The 18,033-nt window shown below is 32.6% G+C and carries 18 protein-coding genes and 1 tRNA gene; 9 read left to right on the plus strand and 10 right to left on the minus strand.

Annotation, left to right across the window (positions count from 1 at the left end; all coding sequences use genetic code 11):
* Positions 1-39: 39 nt before the first annotated feature.
* The gene (locus PH4a_RS01920) at positions 40-954 is read right to left on the minus strand and encodes a cation diffusion facilitator family transporter (protein ID WP_129037340.1); all 915 of its coding nucleotides are present in this window, start codon (positions 952-954) and stop codon (positions 40-42) included.
* 516 nt (positions 955-1,470) lie between these two features.
* Between PH4a_RS01920 and PH4a_RS01925 the strand changes: the two genes are divergently transcribed.
* Positions 1,471-1,908, plus strand: a complete 438-nt coding sequence (locus PH4a_RS01925; RefSeq protein WP_064720673.1) for a universal stress protein — start codon at positions 1,471-1,473, stop codon at positions 1,906-1,908.
* A 70-nt stretch (positions 1,909-1,978) separates the two neighbouring features.
* Here PH4a_RS01925 and eco read toward each other — a convergent pair whose 3' ends face one another.
* On the minus strand, positions 1,979-2,470 hold the full coding sequence (gene eco / locus PH4a_RS01930; RefSeq protein ID WP_129037343.1) for a serine protease inhibitor ecotin: 492 nt from the start codon (positions 2,468-2,470) through the stop codon (positions 1,979-1,981).
* Between the two features lie 255 nt (positions 2,471-2,725).
* Between eco and PH4a_RS01935 the strand changes: the two genes are divergently transcribed.
* Entirely contained in the window at positions 2,726-2,941 is a 216-nt protein-coding gene (locus PH4a_RS01935) for a DUF465 domain-containing protein (protein ID WP_129037345.1), read from the plus strand.
* Between the two features lie 109 nt (positions 2,942-3,050).
* A complete protein-coding gene (locus PH4a_RS01940) occupies positions 3,051-3,290 on the plus strand; it encodes a YecH family metal-binding protein (protein ID WP_129037347.1) in 240 nt (79 codons plus the stop codon).
* Between the two features lie 75 nt (positions 3,291-3,365).
* Here the strand turns inward: PH4a_RS01940 and PH4a_RS01945 are convergent, their stop codons facing one another.
* Positions 3,366-3,611 (minus strand): DinI-like family protein, encoded by a 246-nt coding sequence (locus PH4a_RS01945; RefSeq protein ID WP_064720677.1) that lies wholly within the window; start codon positions 3,609-3,611, stop codon positions 3,366-3,368.
* A gap of 179 nt (positions 3,612-3,790) precedes the next feature.
* Here PH4a_RS01945 and PH4a_RS01950 point away from each other — a divergent pair, with 179 nt between their 5' ends.
* On the plus strand, positions 3,791-4,141 hold the full coding sequence (locus PH4a_RS01950) for a nitrous oxide-stimulated promoter family protein (RefSeq protein ID WP_129037349.1): 351 nt from the start codon (positions 3,791-3,793) through the stop codon (positions 4,139-4,141).
* Here the strand turns inward: PH4a_RS01950 and PH4a_RS01955 are convergent.
* Both PH4a_RS01955 and PH4a_RS01960 read right to left on the minus strand, forming a co-directional pair.
* Positions 4,119-4,676: a GNAT family N-acetyltransferase gene (locus PH4a_RS01955; protein WP_129037351.1), complete on the minus strand. Its 558-nt coding sequence runs from the start codon at positions 4,674-4,676 to the stop codon at positions 4,119-4,121. The two genes, PH4a_RS01950 and PH4a_RS01955, sit on opposite strands and share 23 nt — an antisense overlap.
* A gap of 80 nt (positions 4,677-4,756) precedes the next feature.
* Positions 4,757-5,446, minus strand: coding sequence for a bactofilin family protein (locus tag PH4a_RS01960; RefSeq protein ID WP_129037353.1), 690 nt, complete (start codon positions 5,444-5,446; stop codon positions 4,757-4,759).
* 1,088 nt (positions 5,447-6,534) lie between these two features.
* On the opposite strand from PH4a_RS01960, the gene PH4a_RS01965 reads away from it, so the two are divergent.
* Both PH4a_RS01965 and PH4a_RS01970 read left to right on the plus strand, forming a co-directional pair.
* Positions 6,535-7,371, plus strand: coding sequence for a helix-turn-helix transcriptional regulator (locus PH4a_RS01965; RefSeq protein ID WP_129037355.1), 837 nt, complete (start codon positions 6,535-6,537; stop codon positions 7,369-7,371).
* An 83-nt stretch (positions 7,372-7,454) separates the two neighbouring features.
* On the plus strand, positions 7,455-8,306 hold the full coding sequence (locus tag PH4a_RS01970) for a T3SS regulon anti-activator ExsD domain-containing protein (RefSeq protein ID WP_129037357.1): 852 nt from the start codon (positions 7,455-7,457) through the stop codon (positions 8,304-8,306).
* Between the two features lie 52 nt (positions 8,307-8,358).
* Here the strand turns inward: PH4a_RS01970 and PH4a_RS01975 are convergent, their stop codons facing one another.
* Both PH4a_RS01975 and PH4a_RS01980 read right to left on the minus strand, forming a co-directional pair.
* Positions 8,359-11,181, minus strand: coding sequence for a sugar transporter (locus tag PH4a_RS01975; RefSeq protein ID WP_129037360.1), 2,823 nt, complete (start codon positions 11,179-11,181; stop codon positions 8,359-8,361).
* Between the two features lie 5 nt (positions 11,182-11,186).
* The gene (locus PH4a_RS01980) at positions 11,187-11,699 is read right to left on the minus strand and encodes a hypothetical protein (RefSeq protein ID WP_129037362.1); all 513 of its coding nucleotides are present in this window, start codon (positions 11,697-11,699) and stop codon (positions 11,187-11,189) included.
* A gap of 440 nt (positions 11,700-12,139) precedes the next feature.
* Here PH4a_RS01980 and PH4a_RS01985 point away from each other — a divergent pair, with 440 nt between their 5' ends.
* The 3 genes from PH4a_RS01985 to PH4a_RS01995 all read left to right on the plus strand — a co-directional run bounded on the left by PH4a_RS01985 (position 12,140) and on the right by PH4a_RS01995 (position 13,927).
* A complete protein-coding gene (locus PH4a_RS01985) occupies positions 12,140-12,688 on the plus strand; it encodes an NADPH-dependent FMN reductase (RefSeq protein WP_064720684.1) in 549 nt (182 codons plus the stop codon).
* A 522-nt stretch (positions 12,689-13,210) separates the two neighbouring features.
* The gene (locus PH4a_RS01990) at positions 13,211-13,420 is read left to right on the plus strand and encodes a sigma-S stabilization anti-adapter protein IraP (RefSeq protein WP_064720685.1); all 210 of its coding nucleotides are present in this window, start codon (positions 13,211-13,213) and stop codon (positions 13,418-13,420) included.
* 303 nt (positions 13,421-13,723) lie between these two features.
* On the plus strand, positions 13,724-13,927 hold the full coding sequence (locus tag PH4a_RS01995) for a hypothetical protein (protein WP_129037364.1): 204 nt from the start codon (positions 13,724-13,726) through the stop codon (positions 13,925-13,927).
* A 465-nt stretch (positions 13,928-14,392) separates the two neighbouring features.
* Here PH4a_RS01995 and PH4a_RS02000 read toward each other — a convergent pair whose 3' ends face one another.
* The 3 genes from PH4a_RS02000 to lysS form a co-directional block, all read right to left on the minus strand.
* On the minus strand, positions 14,393-15,946 hold the full coding sequence (locus PH4a_RS02000) for a methyl-accepting chemotaxis protein (protein WP_129037366.1): 1,554 nt from the start codon (positions 15,944-15,946) through the stop codon (positions 14,393-14,395).
* 328 nt (positions 15,947-16,274) lie between these two features.
* Positions 16,275-16,348: transfer RNA gene (locus PH4a_RS02005), tRNA-Gly, on the minus strand.
* Positions 16,349-16,506: 158 nt separating this feature from the next.
* Positions 16,507-18,033, minus strand: coding sequence for a lysine--tRNA ligase (gene lysS / locus PH4a_RS02010; protein WP_129037368.1), 1,527 nt, complete (start codon positions 18,031-18,033; stop codon positions 16,507-16,509).

Raw genomic sequence — 18,033 nt, forward strand, 5'->3', positions numbered from 1 at the left:
TTGCATTACCTTTTATTGATTACACTAAACCTCAATGAATTAAGCAGGATCTACGTGCGCCATAACACTTAATATCTGTTTATTTTGCAAAACTTTATTACGCGCTTTAACAACTATGTCATGGCTTTCTTTAACGGTTAATTCCCCAGCAACCTCTATATGGACATCAACTAAGAAATAATCCCCTGCGCGGCGTGTTTTTAAATCATGAATACCTTTAACACCCGGAGTGCTCTCCAATATATGGGTTATCTCTGCTAGCGTTTCTTCATCGGCGCCTCTATCCATTAAATCTTGCAGTGCTTGATAAGTAAAACGCCAGCCCATTCTACCAACAAAAATACCCACAATAAGTGCCGCTAACGGATCAAAAAATTTAAATCCTGCAAGACTTCCGATAATACCAATAGCGACAACCAAAGAAGATGCTGCATCAGAACGTGCATGCCATGCATTGGCAACGAGCATATTTGAATCAACTCTTTTCGCTACACGTAGCATATAATGAAATAGTCCTTCTTTAGCTGCTAATGCTAATAACGCAACATATAAAGCAATACTATGAACTTCAGGAATAGTCGAAGGATCAAACATTTTATGTATTGCTGATACCACCATACCTAAGCCAACAATTAATAAAATAGTTCCCAAAATCAATGAAGCCGCATTTTCATAACGAAAATGTCCATAAGGGTGATCGGCATCGGGTTGTTTTTGACTTCCTTTATTAGCAATCAGTACCACAAAGTCGGCAATCAGGTCAGACAGTGAGTGAATTCCGTCAGCAATTAAGCCCTGAGAGTGTGAAAAAAAGCCGATAGCTATTTGCCAAATAGATAAAATGATATTAACGAAAACACTAACTAGCGTGCTTTTTTTTGCCGCTTTAAACTTTTCTAACTGACTATTATCAGCCAGATCTAACTCAATATCATCAATGTGATTATGTGCCATAGTGATTATCTTATTCTGTTTTAAATAGCCTACTCTATTAACAGGTGAAGAATAGAGTTCCATAGGTTATTTCAGGATCCATAACTCATTGGTGAGGATAAAGGACGACTCTGAATAACAATCCTGTTTAGGGACTAAGATTGCTGTCCAGACATCATATTGAGATGTCATTCTTTATTAATATGCCATATTTAGACCTTATTGTCTTTAATTTTTATCAACAAAATCCTATAGATACAGAACAATAATATAATTGATAATCATTCTTTTATTCATTTTGTATTTATGGATAATATTAATTATAGGCGATTTTAAAAAAATGTATTTATATCTATACTGTCAAAGAGTTAAGTCGTAAGCTAATTTAGATCGTATTAATTTAGTGCTTGTTATATTATTATTTTAAAACGTGGAAGTAATCATTCTCACTATTATTTAGAACACAGATCACAGCTATTTTTTTATATTAAGCGATAATAGAAGATATCCTTTGACTAACATTAAGTGAGGCTTGTAATGTACAAAAAAATTCTAGTTCCAATCGATATTTTAGAAGACGAACTGTCTCAGGAACTGATCTCCCATATTGAACAAATTGCAAAGGTTGGTAAGCCAGAGATCCACTTCCTCACTGTTATTCCTAATGCTGAACTTTTCTTTGGTATCGAGTTTGCGGCTATTCCTGAAAAATTTAAAGATTCATCAGAACGTACTCGTCTTGCCTTTATCGCTCTGCAAGAAATGATTAAAGATACTAAAATTCCTGATGAGCAAATTGTTTGCAATGTTGGTATTGGTAACGCAAAAGATGAAATTTTAGAATATGCTCGTCACATTGATGCGGACTTAATTGCAATAGCTTCACATCGACCTAACGTTTCATCTTACTTATTAGGCTCGACGGCGTCATCAATTGTACGTCATGCTAAAATGTCAGTACTTGTTATCCGATAACATAAAAAAAGCCCTCTGATTATACAAAGGGCTTTATCTTTTTTCGCTATATTATTAGCCTAATTGAATTCTATTTTTTTACAGAATCTTGTACTGCATCAGCAGCAGACCAAACACGATATTTAACATCAACACCAGTAGGTGCGTAAACAACGATAGGTAATTTACTGTTATAACGGATAAAAGCATCTTGTCCCATATTTGCCTGAACAAATTCTGCTTTTTTCGTATTATCAAGGCATCCCATCATCGTCGACATTGGGCCATTTAAATCGCCGACTACATAATAGTCGTAACCCCAACCTTCTAAATCTTTTTTATCTAGCTCAGCGCCAAACCATTGGCGATTACAATCTACCATTAACTCTTTACCAACAATTAATTCGACTTGGTAATTACTCTCGTTATCTTTTTTCTCTAGTTCTATAACATGGCGTACTTGATTGTCTTGTGCTTTTGGATAAGGAGCTACTTTTTCTAAACCATCAACTGCTTGAGCGCAAGCAGATAAAGACATTGCTGCAACTAAAGTTAAAATTACTTTATTCATCATTTTCTCCATTTTACAGCGATATCACGCTGATAATAAATTTAGCTTAGATGTTTCTATTAATAATCATCTTACAACTAATATTTTTATTAATTGAATGCTAACACCTTAGCAGATATCACTATGAGAGGATAATTCCGAATAATTTTTTAAAAGAAAATAGCTCTTATTCTAATGAAATGTAAATTTGTGATATATCACCATGCAGACAATCGCTCAACGATTATACTGAAATAGAGACCCCAATTTCTCTTTTTAGGAGGTTATATGTTCTCAGATCAACAAACTTTAGTTTCTCAGTTAAAAGATAGCAATCCTCGCTTTCAAGCCCTCTTTGATAAACATAATCGGTTGGATCAAGAAATAGCTAAATTAGAAGGACCTAATGGTGCAGGCTATAATGATGAAGTGGTAAAACTCAAAAAAGAAAAGCTTCATTTAAAAGATGAAATGCAGAAATTACTTCAACAAGCTGAAAAATAATCAGTATTTAAAAGCGATGGCATTATGTCATCGCTTTTATGATTAAAAACAAAGTTACTTGCAGCAAAAGATGCATAATTAATATATCTTTATTTTTAGGATGCTAATTATGTCTTCTATACATGGCCATGAAGTTTTGCATTTTATCTTATCGTCTGAAACCGCATTCACAAAAGAATCGTTGATAGAAGCAATTCACCAACAATTTGGCAATGACTCACTTTTTCATACTTGTTCAGCTGAAAATATGACGGCATCTCAGCTTGTAGATTTTTTAGAAAAGAAGGGTAAGTTCATTCCTGCTGAAGGTGGATTCACAACCAGTGAAAGTAAGATTTGCCGCCACTAGTTTTATAAATTGCCAGTGATTTATTTTAAAAATAATTTATTACTGGCAATTATCTTAATCTATTTTTATATCACTTTATTCGTCGTCTGTTTGTAACCAGCTGTCGTCTTCCCAAACACCCTGAATAAGTTCCATTATATGCTCATGTTTAGTTTCATCTTTTACACCTGTAACTTGAATTGAATTCATACTGCTAAAAGCGATACGATATTGCATATCAGGGTATTCTGGAGTAATTTTTTTTCTTAGTTCGAGCTCTAATAGCGGAAATAATGACTCTGTAATTTTAGATTGCTTACTAAATAGAATTTCCACACGCATGGTTTTCACCGTTCAAAAACAAATAAACTGTATATAAATACAGTATTATATTCTAAGAAAAAAGAAAAGTGTTTTTAATAAAAAAATTCACTTTATTTCACTAAATAAGTTTTTAGCATCATACAGACACAAGTGATAAGATGCATAATAAATACAACATATTGTTTAGAGAGAAAAATATGTCAGGTAAAAGAATTAATCGAGAGAAAAAGACAATTCAAAAAATGGTTTTGCTTTATGCCCGTAACCACCCTGAACCTGAGCAAAACTATTATCAGCAGCTTATTGATTACTCTTACAGCCGATTAGATAAGTGTCGTTATGGTGAAGAAAAGCCAGCATGTAAACAGTGTCCAATTCATTGTTATCAACCCGTAAAAAGAGAGACAATGAAACAAATTATGCGTTGGGCAGGGCCTAGAATGCTAATTTATCACCCAATTCTAGCGATTAGACATCTTATTGATGATAAAAAGCCTATTCCCCCATTACCTGTTAAACGTAGATCTACACGTTCGACGGAAAAATAAAATCCTGTTTACTTAGCTTATATAATACATGCTCAGCTAAAGGATGCCCTTTATCTAATGCTGGATGTAAAAAGTATTCAGTTTCAGTCATACCCAGCTTTTTCATAACGCCTTGCGAAGGTATATTTGATATTGCGGTAAATGCGACGACTTCGTTAAGGGATAACTGCTCAAAAGCAAATTTTAATACCGCTATTGCTGCTTCATAGGTATAACCTTTACGCCAATGTGTTTTTGCAATACGCCAACCAATTTCAACACAAGGGTTAAAAGGTAATACTGCTTGAGGAATATTAAGACCGACAAAACCGATAAACTCTTCAGTCTCTTTTAATTCCACAGCCCAAAGACCCCAGCCATTTTGCTGAATAAATTTATCTTTAATCATCTTAACAAGTTTATCACTTTCAGCCTGCGTTAATACTGAAGGAAAATAGCGCATTACATCAACATCAGAATTAATATGATAAAAAAATGGCGCTTTATCACTTTCACGCCATTTTCGCAGTTGTAGTCGGGGAGTTTCTAATTTCAACGTTATTCTCTTTTTATTCGCTCTAAGACAATAATGATAAAATAGAATAAATAGCAAACGATGAAAAGAAAAAGGGTCTTTTATTTTTTATTTTCTTTAAGTGGCGTTTCTATTGGCGCTACATCTTTCTCTTTATTAGTATGGGTACCTTCTTTAATAGAAACGACTCGCTGTTGAGCAACGGCTTTAGCTTGATGCTCTACCTGTTCTGATTGTCCGGTGAAAATACCACCACGTTTAATCGACATGCTGCCGCAACGACTTGTACCACGTAATTCACCATGTTCCAAAATATCTAAGTTATTAGCTGCACAAATTCCTTTAACAAAACCGTCAATAATAATATCTGGCGCTGCTAATTCACCTTCAACTTGACCTGCATGCATAACTCGGATCACACCATCTTTTACATTGATATTTCCAGCGACTTTTCCCCATATTTGGATATCACCTTCAACATTAATATCACCTTGAAATACCGACCCCTTGGCAATAATGGTATACAGGCGTTGTTCTGGCATCGGTTTTTTCTCTTCAGTAATTACTGTAGTAATTGGCTCCGCAGCTTTTGGTGTTTCAGTTTTACGACTAAACATAGCTGTTTTTTTTAACCTCAAAGTCATAGAATAAATAATAATGCTAAAAATTAGGATAAGGATAATCAAAAACTCGCCCGCTATTTTGTAACGCCAAAAAGCAATTAATGCGATAACCCAAATAATCCATATCCCGCTAAATATAATATTTTGCTGTGTTCGCTTATTATCCATAATTAGCTGCAACTCTACCTCCCTGACAATAAATACACTAATGCATTCACTATATTAATAAATAATCATCAAATATAATTGCAATAATAGGACTACTATTTCTATTCAGTTTATTGGTTTGCTTTTAGAAAAATTTAACGTCACAGATAATATTAATAGCTTAATTTTTAATAAGTTAGATTTAAATTTAATTTTCGTAACATTATTAATCTTTTATTGATTGTCGCTTTTTATCTAAAATTAACATCTATTTATCAGTCGTAATATTCACCCATGAAATCATTCAAAAAAACTCATCATTTAAAATATTTTTTTATTAGGGAGGAATATAAGTTAAATTAAAAAATATGAGATCAACGTCACGTAATGAAAATTTTAACCTATTTTAAATAGATTTTTTTGATAAATTACTCAGTCTGAAAAATATGCTTTTGTCTATTATTATTTATTTTTCGTGTAATTAAAATAAATATTCATAATTTAAATTTGGAAAGCATTAAATTTTAAAAGTTATCAACAAAAAGATCACGAATAAAAGATACAAATGAAATAATAAATCAATGAATTATAAACTTATGGTTTTATTTTTAATTGTTAATTATTTAAAATATTTTACTTATATTTATTTACAATAACCAATTATATTTTAACTAAATTGAAATAAATCACATTTTATCTAAGCTCTTTATTTCTATAATTTATAGCCGAATATTTTACACTGTAAAGAAATTAATTACCCATAACTTATTGTAATTAAATTGGTTTAGCCATTCATATAACATCTGTAAATAATAAGTTACAAATTTTCATAACTATATCATTTTATTTCTTTCCATTAAATTTGGCTTAATTAATTTTTTTTTGCAATTCATTAAAAATGACATTAAATTAAGAAAAATCACTTATCTTAAATCACCAATGGTTATATCGATGTCTAATATCTAAAAAAAAACCACATTAGAATAAAGAAAACATTCTCTTTTTTATTTTTAATAACGGCACAATAATAAAAAGACAGTTTTTAAAAACTCTCTATTTATTAATTTTTAAAATATAGTGATACTTATAAAATAAATTTTGGGCGAAAAATGAATACAATACAATGCAGTGAAAATAATCTAAATGATTGTGCTATTCAAAAAAAAACTTATTTATATCCACAATATCAAATATTAGAAAGTGAACAAAAAGCTTTATATCTTATAAGAAAGAATGCGCTCATATTACAAAACTGTACCGATACAGTTTTGGTAGAACAAGACCAAGTACTTTTCCTGCAAACAGGAAATTATACAATAAAAACACAAAATGCTGAGCCTTGTGAAACAATCTATATTCCACTGCCTGATGATTTTTTAAGAAATTTCATGTCAAAGTACAGTGATATTCTTAGTAATATAGAACGAGATGAAACTTTTTCTTCAGCCTTTATTTGCTTTCAAGACTCCCCTCTTATTCATTTTTGCAATAATGGTTTTGAATATTTATTTTCTCAAGATTGTCCTAATGCTTTTACCCAATTACGTATTGAAGAACTTTTAATCTTATTACTCTCGACAGAGCAAGGTTCTGACCTTATGGCATTATTACGCCAATTAAGTCATCGCCAAGTTGACCGCTTACAAATTTTCATGGAAAAGAATCATTTAAAAAATTGGAAATTAAAACAATTTGCTCGTGAGTTTGGTATGGGGCTAACCACATTTAAAGAGTTGTTCAGCCATGTTTATGGTACATCACCAAGAACATGGATATGTGAAAGAAGAATTATTTACGCACACCAGCTATTACTAACCACTGAAATGAGTATTGTGGATATTTCAATGGAGTCCGGTTTTTCTAGCCAATCTTACTTCACACAAAGTTATCATCGTCGCTTCAACATGACACCAAGCAAAGCACGAAATCTCAAGTTGAAATTATAAAAAATACAGACGAATATCATAATATAAAAAATCTATTCATCGTTAGAATACTTGAAATTTATCCTTACGAGAGAGTAAATATTATGATAAAAAACAATCAGCACCATTATTACCGTGATCTAGATTCACTAAAAAAAATAATGGCTAATAATGATATGAAAACTGTAGATAATTTATTTAATCTTCAGTTTTCTTCATTTTTTAACGACGAAGATGTTAATGAAAAACAGATAAAAGTCTTATCGCGCCTTTTATGTCGAGAAGATTTAGATAGCCTGTTGCAATCAACCTGGTTTTTACGAAAAAAACATTGCTCGGTTGAAATGTCAAAAAATGATATTAGAGATATTATCGAATTAGCTCGTGTTTCAAGCCTTTCATCTGATAATTCCTTACCTTTAGATATAAAATGGAATGATTCTCTTGATGCTACAGTGAACATCACAGAACACCTACGCCTTATTCAAGCTGTAATCAAACCTCTTTTTATTTGGTGGGTTAACCATATCGCTCCACAGTTATTCTCTCTTTATGAAATAAAAAGAGATTTGGAGTTACAAATTAATCAATGTAATAACATTAAGCTATTTGAAGAAAAACAACCATCAAATAATGCTGATTCTTTTTTATCTTTAGATGATATTAATATAAAACTAGATGCAGATAAGGTAAGACTAATGCTTATCGAAGATTTATTAAGCAAAGAGTTAAAAATACTTTTAGATGCATGGAAAATCGAACCTATTTTTACTGTTGAAATAAAAAATACTCGAGAATATATTCAAGCTGTTTATCCACGCTCAGAGATCTTAAAGCCACTTTGGGATATATTAAAAACAATTCCTGAACATCACGATAATTGTCAAAAATTAAAAGATTGGCTACTTGAAAGATCACTATGTTTAAATAATGATAATTTTTTATGGCGTGAATAACGACTCAGCTCATCTAAACCCAAAGGAATAGAAGAGCTGATATTCTCGAAGGCTATTTAATTTCTAATATTTCAACAGTCACAATAGACATAGACTCAGGTGGTATTTGACCCGGAACACCATTTTTACCATAACCACCACCAGGCTTAATATAGATTTTAGCTTTACCATTGATACCTGCCTTAGCAATAAAGGTATTCAATGGTAGTGGTAACTGACGATAAGGCAAAATAAGCGGATTAGACTTATCATAATTGAGTGTTACCGTACCATCTGTAAGTTCTTCATGCATAACGAAAACTACCGTCTTATTTGAAATAGAATCAACCGGTTTACCCTGTTTTAATATTTTAAAGTAGGTGTTGTCATCATACTGAATATAATTTTGTTTTTGTATATCCGAAAGAATTGTTTTATTTCGCTGAGCATTATCTTTTCCAATAATGGAATACGCATATGCAAGTTGTCCTGAGATCATTTGCCCTTCACCCATCACTTTTTCTAGCTGTTCTTTGAGTGATTTATTTTCTTTTTGGATACTCGTTGTATCAGTATTCGTTTTGACTAACTCTGCTTCTTTCGCTTTTAGTTGCTCATTTAATTTTAACTCTTTCTCTTCCAGAGTTTTGGTTAACACACGTTGAGCTTCAAGCTGTTTAGTAACATCAATAAGTTCTTTTTGGGCGTTTGTTAATGTATTTTCTTGCTGTTTAACTTGTGCAGTAGATTCGGCTTGTTGTTGTTTCAATGAAGCAATTAATTGCGTATTTTCTGTGTTCTGTTGTTCTGACTGAGCTTTTGCTTGTTCTAATTGCGTTGCTAATTTATTAATAGCATCCTGTTTTTCAGCAAACTGTTTTTCTAATAATGCATACGCTTTTTCATTTTCTGTTTTGCTCACATTTAACTGAGCAATAGCAATATTACTTTCTTTATATTGATTATCTAATGCCTGATATTTGGCCGTTAAATCACTTTGTGCTTTTTCTAATTTAGTAATCAAACTATTTTTATCAGCAACTAAAGTTTCAATGGCTTTTTCGCCAGCAGATAATCCTTTTTTGAGATCTGCTAATTCTTTTACTTTACTGTCTAGCTGTAGTTTTAGCTCAGGAATAACTTTTAGTTTTTCATCTGCGTCTGCATTTTGCTGTTGAGCTAATAATAATGATTTATTAATTTTCTCTTGTTCTTGCTGACTCTTAGCTAATAGAGTTTTTAACTGCGTAATTTCTTGTAATTGATTATCAACTTGTTGCTTATTTTCTTGCTGAGTTTGTGTTAGTAACACTTGATTATCTGCTAATTTTTTAGCGATATCTTCACGCTCAGCAGTAATGTTTAATATTAAGCTTTGAAGTCTTTCGAGTTCTTTTTGAGCTGTATTATCTTTTAATAAAGTCTGAGCTTGTGCATATTGAGCTTGCACATTCTCTTTTTCTTTTTCGACTTGAGCAAATTTAGCTTGTACTTCAGTTAACTGATTAGTGAGTTTATTCTGCTCATTCTGTACTGATTCTAAAGTTGCTTGTAATTTTTCTATTTCTTTATCTTTTAATGCCTGTAATTTAGCAATCTCTTGATCTTTCTGCTCATCATTTTGATTTAATAGCTGTTGAGCTTGTACATATTGTTCTTGTATATCTTCTTTCTCTTTCTCTACTTTAACCAACAATGCTTGTCTTTCGTTTAATTGGTTAGTTAATTTTTCATGCTCATTCATGATATCTGTTAATGAGCTTTGTAACTTATCAATCTCTTTCTTAGCCGTATCGTCTTTTAATAAAGCTTGCGCTTGTGCATATTGTGACTGAATTAGCTCTTTTTCTTTTTCAAGATCTGCCGCTTTTATTTCTAAGTCTTTGAGTACATCTTTTTGTGACTCAAATTCTTGTTGTAGCTTTACAAATTCATTATTTTTTTCTGTTGAAGCCAATAATGCTTTTTCTTTTTCTGCAAGTTGTTCAGCTAAGGAATTACGCTCTTTTTCCGTCTTATCTAACTCAGTTTGCAAATGAGTAACCGTCTCTTTTAGAGTGTTATCTTTTAATAGATCATTTGCCAGCACCAGTTTTTTTTCTGTTTGCGTTAATTCTGTTTGTAATTGCTGAATTTGTGCATTGGCATGTAAGAGTTTTTCAGAATACTGGGCAATAACACTTGCTTGCTCAGTAAACTGTTTATGTAATGTTTGATATTTCTCTTTCGTTGTTGCCAGTCTATTTAATAACTCTTTATTAAACAGAGGTTGCTTGTGATCAAGCAAAGAACGATTAAATTGATAAGCAAAATGGAATGGAATAGCTGTAATTGAATAAAATGCACCAGGGAAAATATCTAACAGTGCATTTTCATTACGTGATTGTTTTGGAAAACGCGCACCAGTATAAAGATCAAGTGGATTATAAACAGTCGGTTTATTGCTATAACTATATCGATTTAAGTCGTCAGCTGAAAACTGTGGCTTAATAGGAACGAAAGAAAGTAATGGTGTTAAATAACGAGTGTAGTCGTTATTTATTTTAGCATAATCAATTTGAGGTACAGGACAGTTTTCAGACAACGTGATATCAGGTGTACCATTGGGCACTATCACCTGATTATCTGTTTTATTAACTGTTGGCTGCGTTACTTTTGATTCTGTTTTTATTTGTTGAGGCTTGGCAGTTGCAGTATTTGCCCCTCTTACCTGTCCCGTTCTTGATGAAGATGAATTAACAGCAGATGGTTTAGGATCAACTTTTAGTGGTTTCTGAGGCTCTTGAGTTTCAAAATAACGGTCAAAGTCTTCAATAACAGAATTAAACTCATTATTAGCAAATGACAAAGCCGGAAACAACATAAAAGCAAGACAAACACTCTGCTTTAATTTCATGATTATTATTCACCTAGTTTTTTCAATGTCGAATTCACTGACATTACAGAGAGGTAGCGAACTTTCGCACACAATACTTCCGTCTTCGACTCAATACTCATTCTTAAAAGATCTAAGCTATCTTTGCTTGCTGTACCTTGAACACTACGGTACATCGCATTGATTTCACTAATTTCCTTAAATGCCCCCATCATTGATTGATAATCTGAGGGAGAAAATGTTTTTAAGGAGTCAAGTTGCTTGATACAAGTACTTTGTGGTGCTAATCCTAATTTTTGTGTATCTAAACCACCATTTCCCGATCCTAAAGTAGGCGTCATGGAAATAGGTTGTGCCGCTGCTGTTGGCTGTGTAGTCGTATTAGGCGCAGGATTTTGTGCCGATACTGGCGCTGATGTTTGGGCTGGCGTCTCAACGGGTTGGCTTTGTGATGACCAAACACACCCTGATAAAGCAATAGTGCTAGTTGCCATAAACACAGCAAGAACATTCTTTTTATATTTTAATAAGGACATCATTTTTCCTTAATTCCGATCAGACTTAAATAAGAGCGTATGAGTTGTCGCATTTTAAGCCATTTTATTATAATTTTCTATTACCTACTGCATACTAAATAAATAAGCCGAAGCCTTAGGTAGCAACGAGCAACCTTGTTGTTTTGTTTGTTTATGCTTAAAACACAACATACATCACACAAAAAACATCAAAAAATGAATACAACCTTTATTTAGTAAATAATATTATCTCTTTTTTAGCCAGTGATTAAGTTTTTCTTGAGAAAAGGATACCAGATAATAATAAAAATAATAATACTAAATTTATCATTTATTTACGTATTTTACGTGTATTTTCTTTATTTAATTTTTATTGCTGTTTCTTATTATCAGGATAATATCAGAATACGAATATCAAAAATGTAATTGATTTTCGTTTTATCCTTCAATATAGGAGAACTAAAATGAGTAGTTTTAAAATTGGTATTGTTGTTGGAAGTTTAAGAAAAGACTCGTACAATAAACAAACAGCAAATGCACTCATCCCACTATTTCCAAAAGACTTTACATTTCAGTTTCTCGATATAGGTATTCTCCCTCTCTATAATCAGGATGATGATAATAGTACTCCAGAAGCTGTAATACATTTCAAGCAACAAATAAAAGAGTGCCAAGGTATTATTTTTGTTACCCCCGAATATAACCGTTCTGTTCCAGGTGTACTTAAAAATGCACTAGACCAAGCATCACGACCTTATGGGACTAATGCATGGGATAATATCCCTGCAGGTATTATTGGTGTTTCCATTGGTAATATCAGTACTGCTATCGCTCAACAACATTTACGCAACTCTTTATCCTTCTTAAATATGCCAACATTAAATCAACCTGAGTGCTTTTTAAAATGGTATGACGGTATGGTTGAAAATGGACATTTTTCAGAAAAAAGTGCTAATTTTATGCAACATTGGGTTGATGCTTATGTCGCTTTTGTTAAGCACAATCAGAAATAAAAAATAAATAAAACGAGCCTAGTAATCTATTATTAAGTTATTAGGTTCGTTTTCTAATTACGACTAAGTAATGATATTTAATCTACTCGATAGCGAAATAACTTATTTAATTTCTTCTGTTATCATTTGTTTATTTTTTCTACTTTAAAAATAAATCAGCTGCTATACAAATGATAATAGCTAACTTTTTTATCCATAATTAACAATCAAAAAAAGATGATTCCTATTTTTAGTTATAATTGAATCATCGCTATATCCAAAAAATAGCCAAAACCAAAAAGTATCCATAGGATCAAAAATGACTACTCTATGATTTTTATGTAAACACAATAGCAATCAAAAAATTAAAAATGCAAATTAGAAAAGAAGGTAAATGTTTGATAATTATTTTTTTGTTAATTGATATTAATTTAAAGTATTAGGCATAATGTGCGATATATCTCTAAATAATATAACTCCCTAATTGTGATAGATGAAAAATTTACCTATATTACCAATCCATTAAATACGGACAGGTAAATCATGGATAAAAACTTAAAAGAAATCGAATGTGAGATCGCTGCACTAAAGATTGTCATAAAATCTTTACTTTCTACTTTAAGTGACAAGCAGCGGCGCGATATGTTAGGCAATATATCCTTAGTCATTGAAGATACTTCAAGCAAATATCCGCAGCTTAATGAGGTTATCAATCTTACTGAACAATATGTAAAAAAACTTACTCAGGCTTAATTCTATTTTTATATGGGATGTATACCCAAGCATCCTATCTATGTTTTAAAATCTTCTTATAATTTAATTTTTCATGTTTATTATCACCCTAAGCTAAATTTATTTAATCAAAGCTTTCTAGCAAAAAATTCGTTTATCTCATCCTAAATTTAAATAATTTTTCATTCTAATTTAATAAATTTAACTTAAAAATCACCTTCTTACTTTCTACAACATTTTCCCCTTGGAATTATTTAAATAATTAATTACTATGCAAAATAAATATTCCTACAGCAGAATAAAGACAAAACTATTGAGGTTCTTATGGAAAAAAAAGTCATCAATATCGAATATGAGGTTGCCGCTTTAAAGGTCGTTTTAAAATCTCTCTTACTAACCTTAACAACTAAACAGAAAGAATTGGTTATTCGAGATATTGATAAAACTATCAATGCAGCTTATGTTAAGCATCCACATCATAAGGATGTAATAAATAAAACAGAACAATATATAAAGAAAATGCTCTAGAATTCTGACACTGAATTTTTAGTATCATCAATAATTATCTTTATAATCGCTATGATTCTATATTAGCGCCTGTTGTAAATGATTTTTCATTTCACCAATCAAACATCATCATTGATTGATTGATGAGCTCATTAAATAATATATCTCAGCTAAGCTAAAATTTTTTTAATATAGATTAATCAATAATTAAAATAAGGGAAGAAGCTTTTCACTGCTAATAGAAAAAGAGTGTCCCCCTTTTATATTAAGATTAATTTATATAGTTTTAAATAATATTTTATTGATACCACTCATCAATACTCAATCAACGATCAAGTTAGTAATTCGAAGATAATCATATAAATTTTCATACGTTAATTTAAGACATAAAGCTAATTTCGCATTTAGATTATTAAATATAATGTGTCTAATGAGTAAAGACCTACTACCTAGACACATTTTTAAATTTTATTCTACTGCTATAAATTAACTGTGATTAGCAATATTGAATTTTTGCACGGATAACTGTAAACCTTCAGTTTGCTGCTCTAATGAAACAGCAGCAGCTGAAACCTGTTCAACTAATGAAGCATTTTGCTGAGTAACGCCATCCATTTGAGTTATTGCAACACTTACTTGTGCAATGCCTTTACTTTGCTCTTCTGATGCAATACTGATTTGCTTCATTATTGTGGTTACTTGATTAACCCCAATTAGGATCTCTTCCATAGTTGATTCCATATCATTGACGAGTTTGGTTCCCTGATTGACTCGTAACGCAGAATCAGTAATTAATACTTCTATTTCTTTCGCAGCTTTAGCACTATCCGCAGCTAAATTGCGCACTTCATTCGCGACAACCATAAATCCTCGCCCATGCGCACCGGCCCTAGCCGCTTCAACCGAGGCATTTAATGCTAGTATATTGGTTTGAAAAGCTATTTTATTAATAACATGAATAATATCTGCAATTTTCTTTGAGCTATCATAAATTCCATCCATAGTTGTAGCTACCGATTCAGCTAATGTATTTCCACGAGCGACCGTTGTGGAAGCAATATCAGCAAGCCCACTGGCTTGATAAGCATGTTCCATATTCTGATTCACCGCGGCAGTAATTTGTTCCATACTCGCGGCTGTCTCTTCTAATGCTGTGGCTTGTTCTTCTGTTCGAGAGGCAAGATCGTTATTTCCTCTTGCTATTTCAGATGCTCCACGATAAATACTTTCACTTCCCATACGAATAGTACTTACCGCTTCGTGTAAACTATTTTGCATCTCCATTAATAATGGAATCAATCTACCGGCACAATTATCACCAAATGGCTTAAGTGAATGGCTTAGATCACCTTGAGTAATTTTAATAAAATGCTGGCGAATACTTTCTAATGGCTTCTGTAACATAACCACTAAATAGCGATCAGTTAGAATTAAAATTATCACGCCTAAAATAACACTAATCAGAATCACCTTTTGAGTTAAGCTAATCAACTCATCAACTTCTAAAATAGTATTATCGATTTTAATATTCGCAATGTGGTTAAAATTTTCAGTTACTGCACCTAATTCTCGACTTAATGCAGGAGTAATATTTTTTGCATGATGTTCATATTCAGCAATAGTGCCGTTTCTTGCTAGATACATTTGGCGTTTAACCCCTTGTTCAAAAAGGGATTGCCAAACTGTCATCAATTCTTGAGAGACTTTTTCATCCATTGGGCCTGGAGAAACAGATTTCATATATTCTAACTGTTTTTCCATATTATTCATGGCTACTTGTGAAGGTGTAAAATCAACTTCTTTACCTGCTGCTTTTTGCTCGATAACTCGATTTAAACGAGTCACAAATCGAAAATACTGATCATTTCCCTGACTTAACGCTGCCATTTGTTTTATTATTTGATTATCGGCTTGATTACCTTTAGATATCTGCGATAAAGACCATGCACTATATGCACTCACACCACCAAATATCAAACATAACAAACCAAGTATCACTAACATCATTAGACGAATAGTAATATTGCGAAGTTTCTGCATTTAATTTCTCAACTGACAAGATAAAGTAATCCCAATAGGGGCTAATCTATTCTTATCGTCACTTTTTCAATTAATTTTAATTTTTTACTAATATTTTTTATAAATTAGTTTTTTATTTTTTATACACAGAAAGAGTTAGTACTGAGAAGCAAAAGTGTTACTTATATAACAGTTTTTTAAATAATATAAAAAAACAGACAATCACTTTAAAATCATATGGTTAGCATAAAAATCACAAAGGTGATTAATAAAGGAAGTTTAAGATATTTTATTTATATAATTTTTATCAAGAATTTGTAAATTTTAGGGGAATTCAATGAGATTTACTTGGAGCGGGCGAAGGGAATCGAACCCTCGTATAGAGCTTGGGAAGCTCTCGTTCTGCCATTGAACTACGCCCGCAGTATAATTTTTAGATTATACGCCCACTAACTTGAACAGCAATCCCTCGATAATTTAAATGCTTACTTTATCACCAATAACAATGTAATATATTGTTATTAAAAACAAAAAAGCCACCTTGCAGGTGGCTCTATGAGTATTCAATAACTCAATAATAATTACGCTTGTGATGATTTACTCGGACGCATTGCTGGGAATAAAATAACATCACGAATAGTATGACTATTCGTAAACAGCATTACCATGCGGTCGATACCTATACCTAAGCCCGCCGTTGGTGGTAAACCGTGTTCTAATGCCGTGATGTAGTCATGGTCAAAGAACATTGCTTCGGCATCACCCGCTTCTTTTTGGCGTACTTGTTCTTCAAAACGTTCTGCTTGGTCTTGTGCATCATTAAGCTCTGAGAAACCATTACCGATTTCACGACCACCAATAAAGAATTCAAAGCGGTCGGTGATAAATGGATTGTCATCATTACGACGCGCCAGTGGCGAAACTTCTGCCGGATATTCAATGATAAAAGTAGGTTGAATTAAATGACTTTCAGCTACTTCTTCAAAAATCTCACACTGCACACGACCTAAGCCCCAGCTTTTCTCAATTTTAATACCTAGTGATTGAGCAATAGCAGCCGCTTTATCCATATCATCAAGATCAGCCATTACGGTTTCTGGACGATATTTGCAGATAGCTTCTTTCATGGTGAGTTTTTCAAATGGTTTACCAAAATCAAACTCTTCATCACCATATTTCACTAATGATGAACCAAGAACATTTTGAGTTAATGTACGGAATAACTCTTCAGTTAGTTCAATCAGATCACGGTAATCGGCATACGCCATATAGAGTTCCATCATAGTGAACTCTGGGTTATGTCGTGGTGATACACCTTCGTTACGGAAGTTACGGTTGATTTCAAATACGCGATCAAAACCACCTACAACCAAACGTTTTAAATACAGTTCTGGTGCAATACGTAGATACATATCAATATCTAGCGCATTATGGTGAGTGATAAATGGACGCGCACTCGCTCCACCAGGGATGGTTTGCATCATCGGTGTTTCAACTTCCATAAAACCTTTATTCACCATAAATTGGCGGATACCCGCCATTACTTGTGAACGAATTTGGAAAGTTTTACGTGACTCATCATTAGATATCAGGTCTAAATAACGCTGGCGATAACGCATTTCTTGGTCAGCTAAACCGTGGAATTTATCCGGTAAAGGACGCAGCGCTTTAGTCAATAAACGCACTTCGTGACAGTGAATACTTAATTCACCTGTTTTCGTTTTGAAAACACGACCACGAGCACCTAAAATATCGCCAAGATCCCATTTTTTAAACTGCTCGTTATAAATGCCTTCGGGAAGATCATCACGAGAGACATAAAGCTGAATACGACCACCCATGTCTTGCAATGTAGCGAAAGATGCTTTACCCATAATGCGGCGAGTCATCATACGACCTGCAATTGAAACTTCCACATTCGCTGCTTCTAACTCTTCTGCGCTCATTGCATCATATTTTTGATGTAATTCGTCAGACATTGCATCTCTGCGGAAATCGTTTGGGAATGCGTTACCATTACTACGTAAAGTAGATAATTTTTCGCGGCGTGTTTGCAGTTCGTTATTTAAATCAGGTGCCTGCTCCGCACCTTGTTGCTGTTGCGACAT

The organism is Proteus hauseri, from assembly GCF_004116975.1.
Lineage (GTDB): Bacteria > Pseudomonadota > Gammaproteobacteria > Enterobacterales > Enterobacteriaceae > Proteus > Proteus hauseri.

Excerpts from the sequence above, each read along its gene's own strand:
- PH4a_RS01920 (WP_129037340.1), bottom strand. The coding sequence starts at position 954 with ATGGCACATAATCACATTGATGATATTGAGTTAGATCTGGCTGATAAT.
- PH4a_RS01925 (WP_064720673.1), top strand. The coding sequence starts at position 1,471 with ATGTACAAAAAAATTCTAGTTCCAATCGATATTTTAGAAGACGAACTG.
- eco (WP_129037343.1), bottom strand. The coding sequence starts at position 2,470 with ATGGAGAAAATGATGAATAAAGTAATTTTAACTTTAGTTGCAGCAATG.
- PH4a_RS01935 (WP_129037345.1), top strand. The coding sequence starts at position 2,726 with ATGTTCTCAGATCAACAAACTTTAGTTTCTCAGTTAAAAGATAGCAAT.
- PH4a_RS01940 (WP_129037347.1), top strand. The coding sequence starts at position 3,051 with ATGTCTTCTATACATGGCCATGAAGTTTTGCATTTTATCTTATCGTCT.
- PH4a_RS01945 (WP_064720677.1), bottom strand. The coding sequence starts at position 3,611 with ATGCGTGTGGAAATTCTATTTAGTAAGCAATCTAAAATTACAGAGTCA.
- PH4a_RS01950 (WP_129037349.1), top strand. The coding sequence starts at position 3,791 with ATGTCAGGTAAAAGAATTAATCGAGAGAAAAAGACAATTCAAAAAATG.
- PH4a_RS01960 (WP_129037353.1), bottom strand. The coding sequence starts at position 5,446 with ATGGATAATAAGCGAACACAGCAAAATATTATATTTAGCGGGATATGG.
- PH4a_RS01965 (WP_129037355.1), top strand. The coding sequence starts at position 6,535 with ATGAATACAATACAATGCAGTGAAAATAATCTAAATGATTGTGCTATT.
- PH4a_RS01970 (WP_129037357.1), top strand. The coding sequence starts at position 7,455 with ATGATAAAAAACAATCAGCACCATTATTACCGTGATCTAGATTCACTA.
- PH4a_RS01975 (WP_129037360.1), bottom strand. The coding sequence starts at position 11,181 with ATGAAATTAAAGCAGAGTGTTTGTCTTGCTTTTATGTTGTTTCCGGCT.
- PH4a_RS01980 (WP_129037362.1), bottom strand. The coding sequence starts at position 11,699 with ATGATGTCCTTATTAAAATATAAAAAGAATGTTCTTGCTGTGTTTATG.
- PH4a_RS01985 (WP_064720684.1), top strand. The coding sequence starts at position 12,140 with ATGAGTAGTTTTAAAATTGGTATTGTTGTTGGAAGTTTAAGAAAAGAC.
- PH4a_RS01990 (WP_064720685.1), top strand. The coding sequence starts at position 13,211 with ATGGATAAAAACTTAAAAGAAATCGAATGTGAGATCGCTGCACTAAAG.
- PH4a_RS01995 (WP_129037364.1), top strand. The coding sequence starts at position 13,724 with ATGGAAAAAAAAGTCATCAATATCGAATATGAGGTTGCCGCTTTAAAG.
- PH4a_RS02000 (WP_129037366.1), bottom strand. The coding sequence starts at position 15,946 with ATGCAGAAACTTCGCAATATTACTATTCGTCTAATGATGTTAGTGATA.
- lysS (WP_129037368.1), bottom strand. The coding sequence starts at position 18,033 with ATGTCGCAACAGCAACAAGGTGCGGAGCAGGCACCTGATTTAAATAAC.